Below are 17,505 nucleotides of genomic sequence, written 5' to 3' on the forward strand. Positions count from 1 at the left end.
GAAGGCCTGTGGCTGGCGAAGTTTCCGGACAAGAGCGACAGATGGAACAACGCCCGCGTCGAAGGCGCGATGCTCGCCTTGGCACAGGAGTGCGGCTTGCGCGTCGCCAGGCATCGCATCGAGACCGTCGGCGGCGAAGACGTGCTGCTGGTTCAACGCTTCGATCGCACGCTGACGGCCGAGGGTTACTTGAGACATCGCATGGTCAGTGGGCTGACGGCATTGGGCGCCGAGGATTCGCACGGCGACCGCGCCAAGTGGTCGTACCTGCTGCTGGCCGATGAACTCCGGCGGCGCAGCGCGCAGCCGGCCCAGGACCTGGAGGAACTGTTTCGGCGCATGGTGTTCAACGCCTTGATCTCGAACACCGACGATCACCCTCGCAACCACGCGCTGATCGCACCGACCGACAAATGGGAACTGTCGCCGGCCTATGACCTGACACCCAACCCACTGACCAGCATCGAGAAACGCGACCTTGCGCTGACCTGCGGCACGTACAACCGGTATGCGAACCGCATCAACCTGCTATCCCAGCACGGGCAGTTCAAGCTATCGCTCGTACAAGCCACGGCGATCATCGATCGAATCCAACAGACGGTCGCGTCTCGCTGGCACGCGGTACTGCGGCAACACGGCACGACGCAGCTGGAGTGCGAGAAGCTGGCAGCGGCTTTCAACTACGCCGGGTTCGAGTTCGATCCAGCAGAAGTACTTGGCCAACAGTAGACGCACTGCGCGTGTCGAAGTGGAGGTGCGCCGAACGTCAAGAAAACTACTCGACTGATAGACTGGTAAATGGGAGCTTCGCTGGCCGGTTCGTCTCACGTCCATCCCAACAGGTCTCACTGCAGCGCAGGTTTTGTGTGGGGTAAATGGTGGGGTTCGGCTACCACCATGAGGTCAAAGTTTCATAGAAATCAACGGCCTGGAGCTGACCCCGAGCTTCAGGTGCAAAACATCGAGTGAGCCCCGCATGAATGCCGCCCCATCACCGCTCACCACCCAGGACACGCCCGGCAACCTGTTCGTCGTCGCGGCGCCCAGCGGTGCCGGCAAATCCAGCTTGGTCAAGGCGCTGCTCGAGCTCGATGCGCACCTGGCGGTTTCGGTTTCGCACACGACGCGGCCACCGCGCGGCCAGGAGGTCGACGGCCGCCAGTACCACTTCGTGGAAGAAACGACGTTTCGCGACATGGTCATGCACAGCGCCTTCTTTGAATGGGCCGAGGTGCATGGCAACCTTTACGGCACCTCGCGCCCGGCGATCGAGCAGCGCCTGGCCGAGGGCGAGGATGTGGTGCTCGAGATCGACTGGCAGGGCGCGCTGCAGATCAAGCGGCTGTTTCCTGGCGCGGTGCTGATCTTCATCTTGCCGCCCAGCTGGGACGAGCTGCTGCAGCGCCTGCAGCGCCGCGGCGAAGACCCCGACGAGGCGATCGAGACGCGCATGGCCAACGCCCGCGAGGAGGTAGCGCAGGCCAGGTACTTCGATTACGTGGTGATCAACGCCGTGTTCGAGACGGCTTTGTTCGACCTGAAAACGATCGTGCATGCCCAGCGGCTAAAATACAGTCGTCAAAGCCGCAGCAAGGCGGCCGTGTTCCAGTCACTGCACCTGGAACGAAGAATCAACCAAACCTGAATCTGGAAGAGCCCATGGCCCGCATCACCGTCGAAGATTGCATGGACAAGATCCCCAATCGCTTCCAGCTCGTGTTGTGCGCCACCTACCGCGCGCGCATGTTGAGCCAAGGCCACGCGCCCAAGGTCGAAAGCAAGAACAAGCCTGGCGTGACCGCGCTGCGCGAGATCGCCGAAGGCCACATCGGCCTGGAGATGCTGCGCAAAGTGCCGCTCTGAAAAGCACTTCGGTTCCCTGAAGACGGCCCGCTTCGGCGGGCCGTTTCGCTAGCGCTCCGAAGGGGCACACCGCGCGCGCTACCATGAGCCAATGCCCTCCCGCGCTGTCCTTGCCGTCCGTAGAACACTGAGCCAGGCGCTGCCATCGTTCATGCTCGGCCAGGGCTCGCATGCGACCACGGGGGCGTCGGACAGTCAGGTCGCCGCGCTCGACGCCGACGCCGCCTCGTTCGCCACCTTGACGCGCAAGCTCGCCTACCTGACTGCGGGCGACATCAAGCGGGTGCGCGAGGCCTACAAGTTCGCCGACGAGGCCCACCTCGGCCAGTTCCGCGCCAGCGGCGAGCCCTACATCACCCACCCGATCGCCGTGGCCGGCCTGTGCGCCGAGTGGAAGCTCGACGCGCAAGCCATCATGGCCGCGTTGATGCACGACGCGATGGAAGACTGCGGCATTGGCAAGGCCGAGTTGATCGAGCGCTTCGGAGCGCAGACCGCCGACCTGGTGGACGGTCTCACCAAGCTTGACCGGCTGCACTTTTCCACCCGCGAGGAGTCGCAAGCCGAGTCGTTTCGCAAGATGCTGCTGGCGATGGCGCGCGACGTGCGCGTCATCCTGATCAAGCTGGCCGATCGGCTGCACAACATGCGCACCATGGACGCGGTGCTGCCCGTCAAGCGCGAGCGCATCGCGCGCGAAACGATCGAGATCTACGCGCCGATCGCGCACCGCCTGGGCCTCAACCAGACCTACCGCGAGTTGCAGGAGTTGTCGTTCCAGCACCTGCGGCCGTGGCGCCACGCGGCGCTCAGCAAGGCCATCGAGCGCGCGCGCGGCCACCGACGCGACATCGTCGAGCGCGTGCAGCACGACATGGAAAAGGCCTTCAAGGAAGTCAAGCTCGGCGTGCAGATCTCGGGGCGCGAGAAGACGCTCTATTCCATCTATCACAAGATGGACGACAAGCACCTGAGCTTCGCGCAGGTCAGCGACATCTTCGGCTTTCGCATCGTCGTGCGCACCCTGCCCGAGTGCTACCTGGCGCTGGGCGTGCTGCACCAGCTCTACAAGCCGATGCCGGGGCGCTTCAAGGACTACATCGCCATTCCCAAGGGCAACGGCTACCAGTCGCTGCACACCACGCTGGTCAGCCCGCTGGGCACGGCGGTCGAGTTCCAGATCCGCACCGAGCCGATGCACCTGGTGGCCGAGAAAGGCATCGCCGCGCACTGGCTCTACAAGGCCCACGGCAGCGCCGACGCGCAGCACCTGGGCGCCCTGTGGCTGCAGTCGCTGCTCGACATCCAGGACGAAACGCGCGAAGCGGCCGAGTTCCTCGAACACGTCAAGATCGACCTGTTCCCCGAGTCGGTTTACGTGTTCACGCCGATGAGCAAGATCCTGGCGCTGCCCAAGGGCGCAACGTCGGTGGACTTTGCCTACGCCATCCACAGCGACGTGGGCGACCGCTGCATCGCCGCCAAGGTCAACGGCGAGGCGGCACCGTTGCGCACCGTGCTCAGGAGCGGCGACGTGGTGGAGGTCGTCACCGCCCCGAGCGCGCGGCCCAACCCGGCGTGGCTCAACTTCGTGCGCACCGGGCGCGCACGCTCGGGCATCCGCCATTACCTCAAGAACATGGAGGCCGAAGAGTCACTGAGCCTCGGTGAAAAACTGCTCACCCAGGCGCTGCGCGCCGAGGGCCTGGTCATGCCCGGTGGCGACGAAACCTCGGCCGAAGCCGAGGGCACGCTGTGGCAGGCTTTGCTGCGCTGGAGCGGCACCAAGAAGCGCGAAGAGCTGCTGATCGACATCGGTCTGGGCAAGAAAATCCCGGTCATCGTCGCCAAGCGGCTAGCCGGCCTGCTGGCCGAGCGCGGCGCGCGGCCCGACGCGCTCACGCTGACCTTCGGCCGCTTCGCCGCCAGCGACGACTCGCAACCCTCGCACGGCACGGTGGTGCTCGACGGCAGCGAAGGCGTGACGGTGCAGTTCGCCACCTGCTGCCGGCCGATGCCGGGCGACACGATCGTCGGCTACCTCGGCCGTGGCGAAGGGCTGGTGGTTCACACCGCCGAATGCGGCGTCGGCAAGCGCCAGTTCGGCCGCGACAGCGAGCCCTGGATCACCGTCGAATGGTCCGAGACGCCGCAGCGCAGCTTCGAGACCGCGGTGCAGATCATGGTCACCAACGGCAAGGGCGTTCTGGCGCAGATCGCGGCGGCAGTGAGCGGCGCCGAGGCCGACATCGTGCACATCGACATGGGCGACGAGCGCGCCGCCGAAACCACCGAGCTGCGCCTGCTGCTGGCGGTGCGCGATCGTCTGCACCTGGCCGACGCGCTGCGCGCGCTCAAGCGCTCGCCTTCGGTGCTGCGCGTTGCGCGCGTGAAGCCCTGACAGGCGCACGACCCTCGGGGGGCGTGCCTCTTACCCGCCGATCGATCCCAGCGGAGCCGGGTAGCGCACCGCAACGATCTCCAGCGTCTGCGTCCCGGCCGGCGTCGCGAACGTGACCTCGTCGCCCTCGCGCGCCTTGAGCAAGGCGCGCGCCACGGGGGAGACCCAGCTCACTTCGCCGTGCAGGCTGTCGGCCTCGTCGATGCCCTTGATGGTGATCGTGCGCTCCTCGCCGCCTTGCGTGGCGTAGGTGACCGTGGCGCCGAAGAACACCTGGTCGCGGCCGTGGTGCAGGCTCGGGTCGGCCACTTCGGCGATCTCCAGGCGCTTGGTCAGAAAGCGAATGCGGCGGTCGATCTCGCGCAGGCGCTTCTTGCCGTAGAGGTAGTCGCCGTTCTCCGAGCGGTCGCCGTTCTTGGCGGCCCATGAAACCGTCTCCACCACCTTGGGGCGCTCGTCGTCCATCAGTGTCATGAACTCCCCGCGCAGCCGCGCGTAGCCTTCGGGCGTGATGTAGTTCTTGCCGCCCGACGGCAGCTCCGGCAATGCGAGGTCGTCGTCGTCCTCGCCGTCGCTTTCCTTGGTGAAGGCCTTGTTCATGCGCGCATTTTCGCGCTCGCTGCGAGCCCCGGCTGGGGCGCGTTCAATGGCCCGCGAGTTCTCCGCGGGCGATGTACACGGTTTCCATCAGCATCGTCTGAACCTGCAGGTTCTCGAGCCGCGCCGCGAGGCAGGTCCAGGGCGCGTCGAGCCCGTCCATCGAGCTTACCGAATGCAGCGCCGCCGCCCACACGAACAGGTTGGTGGGCCAGGCCCAAGGAGCTGCCCACTTCAGCCCGGCCGCGACCACGCACGCGCGCGGACGCAGATGGCCGATCACGGCGTCGACGGCCTCGGGACGGCGCAGGATGTCATGGGTGAAGTGCAAGAGCGCCGCATCGGCGGTGACCGCGATGTTCGCCTCTTCGACCGGCGCGCAGAGCAAGGTCACGTTGCGCCAACCCATACGCTCGACGCGTTGCCGCGCCTGCGCCATCATTTCAGGGCACTGTTCGATGCCGACGATGCGGCCTTGCGCCTGGACCCCGGACTGCAGCAAGGCAAAGCTCAAGCCGGTGCCGCAGCCGATGTCGAGCACGGTCGCGCCACGCCGAAGACCGAGTTCGAGGATGGCGCGCTGCCTGATCGGCTCGAACAGGGCGAGTTCGACGTCATAAAGACCCGCACGCTGTCGGTACTGGGCGAGTGCGGCGTCGCGATCGGGCGTGCGCCGAGGGCTATCGGGTTTCATCTCGAAGACGCGTGATCAAGAGAACAGGCGGCTCAGAGTACCGCCGCTTCGGCGGCCGGGTAATTGAGTTCGATCACCACGCCGTTCGGGTCGTCGACGAACACCTGATGCAGCCCGAAACCAGGCACCGTGCGCTCGCGGCAGGCCACGCCCGTGAGCCGCAGTCGCTCGCGCATCGCGGCCAGGCCGGTGGCCGCGAAGGCCACGTGGTCGAGCGCACCGCTGCCCGGAACGCTGCCGGGGTCGCGCTCGAGGTTTTCAGGGTCGTTGGGGTCGATGCCGATGATGTGTACCACCGCGTTGGCCAAGACCGCCGTATCGCCGGCATAGAGCCACAGGCCCGGAAAATCGAACGATGGCCGCGGCCCGAGCTCGAGGCCCAGCAAGTCGCAATAGAAGCGGCGGCAGGCCTCCAGATCGGTGGCGCGGATCGAGAAGTGGTTCAGCGTCAGGGCCATGGTCGGCGCTCCTCGTGGCTTCGTTTCAGAAGGGACTGATGCCAGACGGATCGCCTGGCATCAATGTGTCATTGGCAAGGCAATGACGTGTCGGGCGGGCCGCCGGCTCGATGAACCGAGCGCGCCGACGACGTGTCAGTCGGGAAGGTCGACCGCCGCGTCGAGTTCCGGGCGCGGCGCGGCGCTGCGGCGTGGATCGTGTTTGGCTAGTGCGGTAGCGACCGCGCGCTTGAGCTTGCCGACCGCCCCTTGGATGGCCTGATGCGCGGTGCCGGCGTGGTCCTTCACCACCACCGGCTCCAGCCCCACCAGCCGGGCTTCCAGCGTGCAATGAATCTCGTCGGGTGAGACCTTGAGATGGCTGTTCGCATCGGCGAGGTGAGCCTCCACCCGCGTGACCTGCTCGCCAAAGCGACCGAGCGCGTCTTTCACCACCGTCTCCAGGTGATCGGCCATCTGGTGACGCCCGTCGACGTGCGGGTCGGTGTTCAACAAGACTTGCATCAAATTCTCCGGTGTGGCGTGAGCGGCGCTGCCGCTGCAGCTCAGCATGATGGTCCTTGCGAGCACTGTCACTGCCTCGCGAGCGCGATCAAGTGTCGTCCATGTCCTACGCTGGCGGCCGCAGCGTTCCAAGCGGGCGGCGTCGGGCGCTTTGGTGCATGGCTTCTTGCAGCGCTCTCAGTGCAGCCAGCCGTCCACCGGCTGCAGCGCAGGCGGCAGTTCGCTCCCTCCCATCGCCTCGAGCAGGTTGATCTCCAGCGTGCGGCACAGCGCGTCGAGTGGCAGGTGGTGGGCGCGCAGACCGAAGGGGTCCTCGATCTCGTCGCCCACGGCGTCCAGGCCGAAGAAAGTGTAGGCCACGATGGCAACGACAAAGGGCGTCATGAAACCGATCGAATCGACCAGCCCGAAGGGCAGCAAGAAGCAATAGAGGTAGGCCGTGCGGTGCAGCAGCAGGGTGTAGGCAAACGGAATGGGCGTGGACTTGATGCGCTCGCAACCGGCCGCCACCGCCGCCAGTCCGCAGAGCTGCTCGTCGATCTGCACGGCCACCTGCGGGTCGAGCTGAGCGGCGCGCAGGCAGTCGCCGAGCTGCTGGCCGTTCAGGCGCAGCAGCAGGTCGTGTCCCGATTGCGACGCGGCAAACGCGCTTAACTCGGACGGCGCCAGCCAAGCTCGCAGATCGGCGAGTGCATCGGTGTCGCGCAGCTGGTGGCGCAGCGCGTGCGCAAAGCCCACGGTGCGGCGGATCATGGCGTGGCGCACGTCGTGCAGGTCGGTCGCGTCGAGGCGCAGCAGGGCTGCCGGCGCCGGCAGTCGGGTCAAGGTGAGCAACTGACGCGTCAGGCTGCGCGCACGGTAGACCAGCTCCCCCCAAAGCTTGCGCGCTTCCCAGTAGCGATCGTAGGCGGCGCTGTTGCGAAAGCCCAGGAAGATCGCCAGCGCCAGCCCGATCAGCGAGAACGGCACCGGTGTGAGCGTGATCTTGGCGTTGAACAGGCTGCCGTGGCTCGCGGTCACCACCAGCGCCAGCGCCGTGCAGGTGGCAAGACTCCAGGCGATGCGCGGCAGGATCGAGCCCCTGAGGGCGAAGAACAGTCGCAGGGCGTTGGGGCGGCTCGTGACGATCATGAGCGCATTGCCGCGAGCGGCCGCAGAGAGGGAGCCATGCAAGCCATGCACTCCAGGACTCGGTCGTTGACCCCTTTGCGGACCTTGCCCGCCATCGCGACCGACGCGCCTGAAGCCAGCATCCGCTCGAAAGCCTCACGCACCTGAGCGCCCTCCACCGCCAGGGCACGCTCCATCAACTCGCCCCGCGAGCGCACCCGCCCGAACACGAACAACTCCTGCGCCGCCGCCTCCAGCCGCCGCGACGGCCGCTCCAGCTCGTGCAGGCTGCGCACCGCGATCTGGTTGCGTGCCCGATCCAGGCTCACCGGGTCGATGCGCTCGGCATGCGCGACGAGCAACTTCGTGACCTCGACGAAGAACTCGTCGACGTGCTCGGGCGCCGTGGAGGCCTCGATCACGAACTGCCCGCACAGCTCCATCACGTCGGCCGAGCAGGCGGCGTAGTAGACGAGACCGCGCCGCTCGCGGATCTGGTCCATGAGCGGCGAACTCATGCCCTCGCCGAACACTGCCGCCGCGACGACGCTCGCGTGGTAATCGTCCTTCAGCGTCGGCACGGGAAAACCGAGCACGACATGGGTCTGGCTGTTGCCGGCCAGGTGGCGCGACCTGATACCGCCGACATACGCAGGCGCTGCCACCCCGTTCTCGCTGCCGCGGCTCATCGCGCCAAAAGCTACTTCAGCCTCTTTGACGATCTGCTCCGGATCGACATTGCCAGCCACGCCGACCACCACGTTCGCGCCCGTGTACTGGCTCTGCACGTAGCCCAGCAACTCGGCGCGCGTAAAGCGCTCGATGTTGCGGCGCGTGCCGATGACGGGCCGTGCAATCGCATGCTCGCCGAAGCAGACCTTGTCGAACAGCGTGAACGCCGTCGTGAGCGCGTCGTCCTCATCGTCGGTGACCTCGTGCAGGATGACCTGGCGCTCGCGTTCGAGTTCGGCTTCGGGGAAGGTGCTGTTCTGCACGATGTCGGCCAGCATGTGCAGCAACTGGCCCGCGTGCCGGCCCAGGCCGCGCATGTGGTAGGCGGTGTGGTCCTTGTCGGTATGGGCATTGACCTCGGCGCCCAACCGTTCGGCGTCGAGGTTGATGCGCTGGCAGTCGCGCTCGTGCGTGCCCTTGAACGCCATATGCTCGACGACGTGGCTGATGCCGTTCAGGCGCCGACTCTCGTGCTGGCTGCCGCTGCGCAAATACACGCTGACGCTGGCGGTCTGCAGGTGCGGCAGGCTGATCGTGACGACGCGCACGCCGTTGGGCAGGGTGGCCACCGTGGTGTCGGAGTCGCAGGGAAGGTGTGACATCGTGGGAGCGTCTCGGAGGCCGGGTGCGGGATGCGAGGTTACGCCGCGCGACAATGCCGGCACGGGTGGCGGGTCGCGTGGCCCATGAAAAAAGAGAGTGAGCGAGTGGGTACCGACAACGCATTTGCCGAACTGGGCCTGGCACCAGGTGCGAGCGAGACCGAAGTGAAGGCCGCTTGGCGTCGATTGGTCTCGCAATGGCACCCGGACCGCAACGACAGCGCGCGCGCCGTCGCGAAGATGCAGCGCATCAACCAGGCGCTCAAGACAATCCGGCTTCGCGGATTTGGTGCCGAGCCGGGGCGCGCGGGTGCCGATGGCTCCGTGCCCGCACGACCGGACGAAACCCGGGACAAACACGACGCCACGACGGCCTCCCGCAAAGCCACTGATCGGCAGCGCCGAACCATCAGCCGCAAGCTCAAGTTGACGCTCGAAGAGGCGGCTCTTGGCTGCACCAAGGTGCTGCGCGGCAAGCTCACCGACACCTGCTCGAGCTGCGCGGGGGCCGGCTACCAGGTGCTCGGGGGCAATTGCCCGCAATGCCAGGGCTCCGGCGCGGTCAAACAGCGCGCCTGGTTCGGTTGGCCCGGCACGCTTGCCGAGTGCGGTGCGTGCCGCGGCGGCGGTATCGCGAAGCAGCCGTGCCCAAACTGCGATGGCACCGGAAAGTCGGCCGCTCGCGGCTACAAAATCTCCGTGCGCATCCCCCATGGCGTGCGCCACGGCGACCTGCTCCACGTCGGCGGACACCGCACGCGCGCTGACCAGATGCCCGGCGACCTCGACATCCGCGTCGAGGTGTTGGACCACGAGTTCTTTGCTCTCGACGACGACGGCAGCATTCGCTGCGAGTTGCCCGTTGATGGATTCGCGTGGGTCGCCAACCGGCGGGTCGAGGTGCCCACCCTCACCGGCCTGCAAGCACTGCAGTTGAGCCGCGATCGACTGTCCTATCGCCTGAAGGACCAGGGGTTTCCGGTCGAGCGCCGTGGTCCGCGCGGCGACCAGCTGGTCACGGTCGTGCCGATATTCCCGAAGCGCCTGAGCACTGACCAGGAGATATTGCTGGACCAGCTGATCGCCACGTCGTCGGGCCGGGACGGGCGGGCTGCGGACGCGCGGCTTGACGCATGGAACAAAGGGCTGCGGGCTTGGGAGCAAGGACTGTTCAAGCGCAGCAGCTAGCACGGGCGACCGGCGGGGTGCCCCGCGCGGGCTTTCGTGTCGGCAGCCTTCGGCAATGATGGGAAGGTCCCGGTGATGGAAAGTCCCCTCGGTCGCGGTAGTCCAGACGGGCGCCACCTTGGTGCTTCCAAACCGATCTCGGGGTCGGTGGTCCAAAGCCAGCGGCATCCGAGCGCCGTGTTGCTATCGTAAATTCCTATATCTGAAATGCAAAATACGCAAGATAATTCGACCCATGTAGAGAGGAGTGGCGCGCGTTGAGTCTTCCCGGCCGCCCGCCTGCCATCGACGGGCCTCGAAGGCGCGTCTTGGCACCCACCGAAACATCGAAGGAGACTTCATGGCGAAGCTTTTCGTGGACATGAACAAATTCGAGGACGGCGAGGGTCCGCCGATCGTCGAGGCGTTTCACAGCGCGATCAAGGATCTGGTTAGACGCAAGGTCGATGAAAGCGGCGCAGGCTGGGCCGACTTCGTTTTTGACAAAAGCTACGCGCTGATCACCGCAGCCGAGCTGGCGGCGATCGAGCGAAAGGTGCTCGAGAGTGGCTACCGATACACCTGCTCCGCAATGATCTCGAAGGTGGAGCGTCCTGATGCTTACAAGCCGGTGCCGGGTGCCGACACCGCGTCCAGGGATTTTTCCTTCGAGCACCCCGACGCCAAGCTGGCGCCGGCCGACGCGACGGGTCGCGAGCAGCGCGGGCAAGGCGACAACGTGGTCGAGTTCCCGGTCAACGTCATCGGCAAGGCACGCTACTTTCGGTCGATCCAGGACGTGATGGACAGCCTGACGGGCGGCGTGCCGCCAGACACTATCGCCATCATCGACGACAGCGGTGGCACCCTGACTGCGCCGATCCTCGAGCATTTCAAGGGAGTCATCTGCGCGGGAGGGACGGTCCGGTCACATCTGGGCATCCTGACGCGCGAGTACGGAATCCCGTGCGTGATGAACGCTCAGATCAGCGGCATCCGCGACGGCGACCGCGTCGAGATCGAAGTGTCGGCGCCCGCCAAGACCACCGAGGCCTATCAGCGGGGGGTCGACATGGCAGTGCGGGTCTGGAAGCTCAACGTTGCTTGAAGCGGCGGCACGCCAAAACCCCAACAACAGGCATCGGCGATCAATATGACATCCACACGTCTTTCATACGCGCAGTTGCTGGCCACCAACAACATGATGCGTACCGCCGGTGAAGAAACCTACTACCTGGGCGTGACCCGCACGGTCCAGGAGTCCAAGTTCTTCCCCGTCTCGGCCTATGTGATGCTGGGCTACCTGAACGCGTTCTACCGCTACCCGACGCTGCTGCGCAAGATCGAGAAGCACATGTCGCCGGAAGACATTGCGGATCGGGTCCGCAACTCGAACTCGAAGATCCAGTCGATGGGAATCAACTGGTGCATGATCAATTTCTACCTGCTGGGTCGGGAGATGCTCATCAACATGGGCATCATCCGGCCGCACGACGCCGCGGAGGACGTTGTCTACGTGATGGACTTCTGGCGGCGCTACCAGCTGGCCTGGCGGCGCGAAGACGGCCACCTGACCTGCAAGGAAGGCGGCCATCGATCGCAGATCCTGCCCGAGCGGCGCATCCAGGTGTTTCACGCCGACCTGCACCCTTGCGAAGAGGGCGATTCCCTGCATACCGCGGCCGACAAGTTCATGGCCGCCATCTCTCAGTACGCGGTCCTCGTCGCCTGCGAGAGCCGCGTCTGCATGACCAACCACGGTCCCTACAACATCGGTGGCGGGCGCGAACTCCTGGTGCGCGACTTCTTCGATCTGGCCGAGGGCGACATGCCCTGGCTGGACGGTATTGCCAGCGACGTCCCCTTCGGCCGGCTGACCGTCACGACGGCCGTCAAGGACACGCATTTCTACATCGTCGACGACTGGGGAAGTTTCGAGTCGAAGCCGGAGTACAGGGCCGAAAACTTGTGCGGCATCGGGCTTTACACCTCGGACGAATTGTCCGAGACCCATCTGCCTGTCGGCATGGGGAGCAAGGAGGAGCTGACGCAGACCCTGGAGCGCTACGCCGGCATCCTGAAAGACGCCACCGCCAAGCTGTGGAAGCGCTTTGCAGGGTATTCGCGCGAGCAACTGATGGATGCCGGCGCGTTGACGTACTACAACATCATCAAGGACTTTGCCCATGTGGCCGGTTGCTACGATGCCGACGACTGGAACAAGATCGACGAGCGTGCCGACCGCTTCCGCGTGCTGTTGAACGACGAGTACGGCAACCAGATCCTGGGCGCACTGTTCGTGCCCTTGTCCTGTCCTAGCCACCAGTGCCATCAGTACACGATGATGCAGCACTCGGACCTGCCCAAGCGGACGTATTCCCCGCTGTCCGCATCGCTGCTGCACGAGACGGACTGCGTGGCGTCCGTCGGCGACGGCATCCGACCCGGCGTCACCTACCTCCCCGAAAAGGTCGACCGCTATCGAACGACGCAGGGCGTCATGGGTCTCGATGAACTGAACAGGCGCACGCGCAGCTTCGTGCCGCAGCTCTGCACCGAGAAGTTCCGCTACCTCGACGACACCTGGGTCAAGTACCACTACGACACGCCGCTGGCGCATGAGTTGTACCGCCTGGAGCAGCAATACTCGCGCAAGCTCGCCGGCAAGGGCGCCGGCTTGAACCGCGACGATGTCGAGGCGCTCGCGGACAAGCTCTAGCCGAGCGTCATCCCCAACAGCGCCGTCGACCAGCGGCGCCTTCTCGACCGGGCTGAGGAGAGTGATGAAAAGAGAACAGCATCTCGTCTTGCACGGTCTGGCGATCAAGAAATACGCCAGCGCCGACGCCGTGGCCGGGATCATGGGCCTGGATCCAGAGCACGTCGCCAGCGTGCTGCGCGAGGCGACTGCCCGCGGGAGAGTCCTCGAGGCCAACGGGAAATACTCGCTGACGCCGACCACGCGCATCGCGTTGGCAAGCGACTATTCGCGGCACTGCGCTGACCTGCGCGAAAGCCAGCCGTTTGCCAAGGCCTACGAAGAGTTCGAACGGGTGAACAGCACGCTGAAAGTGCTGATCACCCACTGGCAGACCGTGGACATCGCCGGGTCCGCGATCACGAACGACCATGCCGACACGGCGTATGACAGCCGGATCATCGACCGGCTCGGCGATCTGCACGAACGTGCGGACCGCATCCTCGCCGAGTTCGCCCGGCATCTCCCGAGACTGCAGGTCTATCGTGACAAGCTGAGCACCGCACTCGAGCGCGCCGAAGACGGTGCCCTCGAATGGGTGAGCGACGCAAAGATCGAGAGCTATCACACGCTGTGGTTCGAGCTGCACGAAGACCTGTTGTGCATGCTGGGTCGAACCCGCGTCGAATGAGGCCGGCCATGACGGTCTCGACACTTCGCTGGATTCGCAGGCTGGACGGTGGCGATCTCCCGAGCCGGCATCTTGTCGGCGGCAAGGCCTGGTCGATCGCGCACATTCAGTCGCTCGGGCTGAGCGTGCCGCCGGCTTTCGTGATCACGACCGAAGCGCACGCGGCCTTCGTGGCGGCAGGTGGTTTCCCCGACGGTCTGGAAGACGAATTGGCGCAGAGCCTGGCCTGGCTCGAATGCAGCACGGGGCGACGTTTCGGGCAGGGCCCGAAGCCCTTGCTGGTATCGGTGCGCTCCGGCGCAGTCGTCTCGATGCCCGGCATGATGGACACGGTGCTGAACCTGGGCATCAACGACGGCACCGAGGCGGCACTGGCGCGGGAATGCGCAGACGCGGGTTTTGCACGGGACACCCATCGGCGCTTTCTTCAGCTGTACGCCGATATCGTGCTGAAAGCACCGTCGCCCGACACGACCCACGAGGAAACACCAGCGCACCGCCGTCAGGCCATTCGAGACGCAACGGGCCACGAGTTGCCGCAGGACGCGATGGTGCAGCTGCGGGGCGCCATCGGCGCCGTCTTCGAATCCTGGAATTCCCGGCGCGCCAAGCGCTATCGCCAGCACCACGACATTCCCCACTCCCTGGGTACGTCAGTGACGATCCAGGCAATGGTTTTTGGCAATCTGGACGAATGTTCGGGAACGGGCGTCCTGTTCAGCCGCAATCCGCTGACGGGCGATAAGCAGCCACTCGGTGAGTATCTGCGCCGTGCTCAGGGTGAAGACGTGGTCTCGGGCCAGTTCACACCCGAGCCGCTGTCGTTGATGGCGAGCAGCGTGCCCGAGGCGCATGAAAAATTGCTCGCGGCCGCCGGGGTGCTGGAGTACGCCGCCAAGGAGGTGCAGGACATCGAGTTCACCGTCGAGCGAGGTCGGCTCTTTCTCCTGCAGGCGCGCGGCGCCAAACTGGCGCCCCCTGCTGCGGTGAGAACGGCCGTGGACATGGTGCATGAAGGCCTGATCGACGAAGCGAGCGCCCTCCTGCGCATCGCCCCGGATCGCATCCGCGTCCTGCTGGCGCCGTGCCTGCACGTCAGCGTGGCCGCGTGCGCATCCGAGGTGGCCCGGGGCGAGGGCGCCTGCCCTGGGGTCGGGGTCGGCGTCGTCGTCACGGACGCCGACGACGCCGAACGGCGCGCGAGCGGCGGCGAAAAGGTCATTCTTGCTCGTCCCACGACCAGCCCGACCGACCTGCACGGCATGATCGCGGCGGTCGCCGTGATCACGGAACAGGGCGGCATCACGTCGCATTCCGCCGTGGTGAGCCGAGCGTTGGGCATACCGTGTGTCGTCGGCTGCGGCGCCGGCAGCTTGCTCGGCCTGGCCGGCAAGACCCTCACCGTAGACGGTCAGGCCGGCCGCATCTTCGAAGGCGCACTCGAGGTGGTGAGGCCGGACGAACGTTCGGATGACGCGCTGGTCGCGCTGACCCGATGGGCCGAGGCCCGGTCACCACTGCGCGTCCTGCGGCCCGCGGACGCGCCTGGGGACGGCGTGGTGGACCTCGATCAAGTGGACGGTGCCACCGACCCGGCTCGGCTCGGCTCGATTCTGCTTCGCCTTCGCCCGGCCCGCGGTGCCCGCGGCGGCGCCATCGCGAGCGACGAGGGCGTGCGCGCGGCCATCGCCGCCGGCCTTGACTTCATCATCGCGGACCCTGTCCTGCCGCCACTGCTCGCCGCGGTGCAGGTCGGCGCGGCCAAGACATCACCAACTGTGCAGAAAGGATTGGCATGACCGAGGTGAATCTGGAGGACGTGCAAGCCCTGATCGAGCTGTTCGACGCGAGCCAATGGGACGAGCTCCACATCGTCTCGAAGGGCTTCGAGATTCACCTCTCGAACGACCCGGCCGATCGGGGACGCCTCAGTGGCGCAACGGCGCTTGCGCCCGCTCCGCTGCGCGGCGATGCGGCTGCGTCGACCGCCCACACCGGCCCTTCGACCCCGACGTCGCCGGCAAGACCTGCACCTCGGGCCGTCGCACCGCAAGCGCCGCAAGCGCAGCCAACGCCGGCGGGCCACGTGACCATTCGTGCCGGCAGCCTGGGCACGTTCTACATGGCGCCCAAGCCGGGCGCGAAGCCTTACGTCGAGATCGGCCAGCGGGTGCAGCCCGACACCGACGTGTGCGTGATCGAGGTGATGAAGCTGTTCACCTCGGTGCAGGCCGGGGTGACCGGTGTCGTGCGACAGGTGCTTGTGAAGGATGCGGAACTGGTCGAGTTCGACCAACCGCTGTTCCTCATCGAAGTGACGGAGTGAGGCTCCTGCAATGAGCATGCGGCGGTTGCTGGTGGCCAATCGCGGGGAGATCGCGTTGCGCATCGTGCGAGCGGCGCGCGCGCGCGGCATCGAGACGGTATTGGCGGCCTCCGTGGCCGACAAAGACAGCCAGGCGGCGCACGAAGCCGATCGCACGATCGTGATCGGCGCCGCGCCGGCGCGAAGCTCTTACCTGGATGGTCGGGTGCTGGTGCACACGGCGCTTCAAACCGGCTGCGATGCCTTGCACCCGGGCTATGGCTTCCTGTCGGAGCGGGCGTCGTTTGCGGCGCTCTGCGAGGCCAACGGCATTGTGTTCGTCGGCCCCACGTCGGAGTCCATCAGACTGGTTGGCGACAAGCTGGCGGCGCGCACGCTGGCCAGGGCCGCCGGTGTGTCGATGGTCTCGGGCAGCGAGAAGGTCGCCTCGGTCGAAGAGGCGCAACGCATCGCCGCGCACATCGGCTATCCGGTGATCACCAAGGCCTCTGCCGGCGGCGGCGGCCGGGGCATGCTGGTCGCGCGCAGTGCCGAGGACCTGAGCGCGGGCTTCGACACGTCGTCGCACGAGGCCCAGGAGGCATTCGGTGACGGCACCTTGTACCTGGAGCGTTACGTCGAGCGGGCGCGCCACGTCGAAGTGCAAGTGATCGGCGATGGGCTGGGCACGATCCTGCATTTCGGCGAGCGCGACTGCTCGCTGCAGCGCCGCTACCAGAAGATGATGGAAGAGGCGCCTGCGGCCATCCTGTCGGAGCAGGTCAGGCGGCGCCTGCACCAGGCGGCGATCGACCTGCTCGCGCCGATCAAATACCGCAACGCCGGCACGGTCGAGTTTCTCTATGACGAAGAACGCGACCAGTTCTACTTCATGGAGGTCAATGCGCGCATCCAGGTCGAGCATCCGGTGTCCGAAGCGGTGTGCGGGGTGGATCTGATTCAGCTGCAGCTCGCCGTGGCGTCCGGTGAGCCGCTGCACCTGACGCAGGCCGACATCGTGACCCGTGGCCATGCCATCGAAGTGCGCATCCTTGCCGAAGACCCAATGCGCAACTTCACGCCATCGCCTGGCCGCATCACCACCTGGGCGCCGCCGGCCGGCCCCGGTGTTCGGCTAGACACCGCCATGTGCGAAGGCACGCTGGTACCGCCCTACTACGACAGCATGATCGGCAAGTTGATCGTGCACGGCGCCGACCGCGCGCAGGCGCTCGAGCGTCTGCGACAGGCCCTGCATGACTTCGTGATCGAAGGCATTGCCACCAATCTGCAACTGCTGCGCGCGATCGCCGAGCACCCGGATATCGCATCCAACCAGATCGATACGCGCTGGTCGGAGCGCGTTCTTCTCCCCGCCTTTGCGCTCCATTAGAGAAAGCTGACAGTGGCACACATTGACATCCTCGACACCACGCTCCGTGACGGTCAACAAGCCCTGTGGGGCATGCGCATGCAGGCCGGAATGGCTTTGCCGGTGGCCCCCGTCATCGACCGCAGCGGTTATTGCGTCATCGACCTCACCGCATCGTCGTTATTCGAGGTGCTGATCAGAAGTTGCCGGGAGAACCCCTGGGAAGGCATGGACCTGATGGTGCAAGCCATGCCGCGCACGCCCAAGCGCTCCGGCATGCGATCCAACGCGGCGGTCAGCTTCGGCGTGAC

17 protein-coding genes and 1 pseudogene are annotated in these 17,505 nt (G+C 65.9%); 12 read left to right on the forward strand and 6 right to left on the reverse strand.

What is annotated here, in order from left to right; genetic code table 11:
- The 4 genes from RMO12_RS07340 to RMO12_RS07355 form a co-directional block, all read left to right on the forward strand.
- A partial coding sequence (locus RMO12_RS07340) for a HipA domain-containing protein (RefSeq protein WP_309638784.1) occupies positions 1-729 on the forward strand: 729 nt, incomplete at its 5' end.
- Between the two features lie 247 nt (positions 730-976).
- Positions 977-1,645 carry a guanylate kinase gene (gene gmk / locus RMO12_RS07345; RefSeq protein ID WP_309638785.1) on the forward strand — a complete coding sequence of 223 codons (669 nt, stop codon included), beginning with the start codon at positions 977-979 and terminating at the stop codon, positions 1,643-1,645.
- 14 nt (positions 1,646-1,659) lie between these two features.
- The gene (gene rpoZ, locus RMO12_RS07350) at positions 1,660-1,863 is read left to right on the forward strand and encodes a DNA-directed RNA polymerase subunit omega (protein ID WP_309624319.1); all 204 of its coding nucleotides are present in this window, start codon (positions 1,660-1,662) and stop codon (positions 1,861-1,863) included.
- A 91-nt stretch (positions 1,864-1,954) separates the two neighbouring features.
- Positions 1,955-4,264 carry a RelA/SpoT family protein gene (locus RMO12_RS07355; RefSeq protein WP_405029633.1) on the forward strand — a complete coding sequence of 770 codons (2,310 nt, stop codon included), beginning with the start codon at positions 1,955-1,957 and terminating at the stop codon, positions 4,262-4,264.
- A gap of 30 nt (positions 4,265-4,294) precedes the next feature.
- Here RMO12_RS07355 and greB read toward each other — a convergent pair whose 3' ends face one another.
- From greB to RMO12_RS07385, 6 genes are all read right to left on the reverse strand, one after another.
- Positions 4,295-4,864 carry a transcription elongation factor GreB gene (gene greB / locus RMO12_RS07360; protein ID WP_309638786.1) on the reverse strand — a complete coding sequence of 190 codons (570 nt, stop codon included), beginning with the start codon at positions 4,862-4,864 and terminating at the stop codon, positions 4,295-4,297.
- A 43-nt stretch (positions 4,865-4,907) separates the two neighbouring features.
- Positions 4,908-5,555, reverse strand: coding sequence for a methyltransferase domain-containing protein (locus RMO12_RS07365; RefSeq protein ID WP_309624317.1), 648 nt, complete (start codon positions 5,553-5,555; stop codon positions 4,908-4,910).
- 32 nt (positions 5,556-5,587) lie between these two features.
- On the reverse strand, positions 5,588-6,013 hold the full coding sequence (locus RMO12_RS07370; RefSeq protein WP_309624316.1) for a VOC family protein: 426 nt from the start codon (positions 6,011-6,013) through the stop codon (positions 5,588-5,590).
- A gap of 135 nt (positions 6,014-6,148) precedes the next feature.
- Positions 6,149-6,508, reverse strand: a complete 360-nt coding sequence (locus RMO12_RS07375; protein ID WP_309638787.1) for an HPF/RaiA family ribosome-associated protein — start codon at positions 6,506-6,508, stop codon at positions 6,149-6,151.
- Between the two features lie 186 nt (positions 6,509-6,694).
- On the reverse strand, positions 6,695-7,648 hold the full coding sequence (locus tag RMO12_RS07380; RefSeq protein ID WP_309638788.1) for a bestrophin family ion channel: 954 nt from the start codon (positions 7,646-7,648) through the stop codon (positions 6,695-6,697).
- Complete coding sequence (locus RMO12_RS07385; protein WP_309624313.1) at positions 7,645-8,961, reverse strand: pitrilysin family protein; 1,317 nt, start codon at positions 8,959-8,961, stop codon at positions 7,645-7,647. Before RMO12_RS07385 ends, RMO12_RS07380 begins: the two co-directional genes overlap by 4 nt.
- 84 nt (positions 8,962-9,045) lie before the next feature.
- Between RMO12_RS07385 and RMO12_RS07390 the strand changes: the two genes are divergently transcribed.
- The 8 genes and pseudogenes from RMO12_RS07390 to RMO12_RS07425 form a co-directional block, all read left to right on the forward strand.
- Entirely contained in the window at positions 9,046-10,149 is a 1,104-nt protein-coding gene (locus tag RMO12_RS07390) for a DnaJ C-terminal domain-containing protein (protein WP_309638789.1), read from the forward strand.
- A 247-nt stretch (positions 10,150-10,396) separates the two neighbouring features.
- On the forward strand, positions 10,397-11,236 hold the full coding sequence (locus RMO12_RS07395; RefSeq protein WP_309638790.1) for a PEP-utilizing enzyme: 840 nt from the start codon (positions 10,397-10,399) through the stop codon (positions 11,234-11,236).
- 45 nt (positions 11,237-11,281) lie between these two features.
- Entirely contained in the window at positions 11,282-12,847 is a 1,566-nt protein-coding gene (locus RMO12_RS07400) for a hypothetical protein (RefSeq protein WP_309625988.1), read from the forward strand.
- An 88-nt stretch (positions 12,848-12,935) separates the two neighbouring features.
- Positions 12,936-13,517: a hypothetical protein gene (locus RMO12_RS07405; protein WP_309638791.1), complete on the forward strand. Its 582-nt coding sequence runs from the start codon at positions 12,936-12,938 to the stop codon at positions 13,515-13,517.
- Positions 13,518-13,525: 8 nt separating this feature from the next.
- Positions 13,526-15,316, forward strand: coding sequence for a pyruvate, phosphate dikinase (locus RMO12_RS07410; protein ID WP_309638792.1), 1,791 nt, complete (start codon positions 13,526-13,528; stop codon positions 15,314-15,316).
- Entirely contained in the window at positions 15,313-15,843 is a 531-nt protein-coding gene (locus RMO12_RS07415; RefSeq protein WP_309625986.1) for a biotin/lipoyl-containing protein, read from the forward strand. The genes RMO12_RS07410 and RMO12_RS07415 overlap by 4 nt, the downstream gene beginning before the upstream one ends.
- Before the next feature lie 10 nt (positions 15,844-15,853).
- Positions 15,854-17,215 (forward strand): acetyl-CoA carboxylase biotin carboxylase subunit, encoded by a 1,362-nt coding sequence (locus tag RMO12_RS07420; protein WP_309638793.1) that lies wholly within the window; start codon positions 15,854-15,856, stop codon positions 17,213-17,215.
- Positions 17,216-17,227: 12 nt separating this feature from the next.
- Positions 17,228-17,505, forward strand: a pseudogene (locus tag RMO12_RS07425) (pyruvate carboxylase); the annotation flags it as partial.

It is taken from the genome of Methylibium sp., assembly GCF_031393925.1.
Lineage (GTDB): Bacteria > Pseudomonadota > Gammaproteobacteria > Burkholderiales > Burkholderiaceae_C > Methylibium.

Excerpts from the sequence above, each read along its gene's own strand:
- RMO12_RS07410 (WP_309638792.1), top strand. The coding sequence starts at position 13,526 with ATGACGGTCTCGACACTTCGCTGGATTCGCAGGCTGGACGGTGGCGAT.
- RMO12_RS07385 (WP_309624313.1), bottom strand. The coding sequence starts at position 8,961 with ATGTCACACCTTCCCTGCGACTCCGACACCACGGTGGCCACCCTGCCC.
- RMO12_RS07420 (WP_309638793.1), top strand. The coding sequence starts at position 15,854 with ATGAGCATGCGGCGGTTGCTGGTGGCCAATCGCGGGGAGATCGCGTTG.
- RMO12_RS07415 (WP_309625986.1), top strand. The coding sequence starts at position 15,313 with ATGACCGAGGTGAATCTGGAGGACGTGCAAGCCCTGATCGAGCTGTTC.
- greB (WP_309638786.1), bottom strand. The coding sequence starts at position 4,864 with ATGAACAAGGCCTTCACCAAGGAAAGCGACGGCGAGGACGACGACGAC.
- RMO12_RS07390 (WP_309638789.1), top strand. The coding sequence starts at position 9,046 with ATGAAAAAAGAGAGTGAGCGAGTGGGTACCGACAACGCATTTGCCGAA.
- gmk (WP_309638785.1), top strand. The coding sequence starts at position 977 with ATGAATGCCGCCCCATCACCGCTCACCACCCAGGACACGCCCGGCAAC.
- RMO12_RS07370 (WP_309624316.1), bottom strand. The coding sequence starts at position 6,013 with ATGGCCCTGACGCTGAACCACTTCTCGATCCGCGCCACCGATCTGGAG.
- RMO12_RS07400 (WP_309625988.1), top strand. The coding sequence starts at position 11,282 with ATGACATCCACACGTCTTTCATACGCGCAGTTGCTGGCCACCAACAAC.
- RMO12_RS07365 (WP_309624317.1), bottom strand. The coding sequence starts at position 5,555 with ATGAAACCCGATAGCCCTCGGCGCACGCCCGATCGCGACGCCGCACTC.
- rpoZ (WP_309624319.1), top strand. The coding sequence starts at position 1,660 with ATGGCCCGCATCACCGTCGAAGATTGCATGGACAAGATCCCCAATCGC.
- RMO12_RS07355 (WP_405029633.1), top strand. The coding sequence starts at position 1,955 with ATGCCCTCCCGCGCTGTCCTTGCCGTCCGTAGAACACTGAGCCAGGCG.
- RMO12_RS07380 (WP_309638788.1), bottom strand. The coding sequence starts at position 7,648 with ATGATCGTCACGAGCCGCCCCAACGCCCTGCGACTGTTCTTCGCCCTC.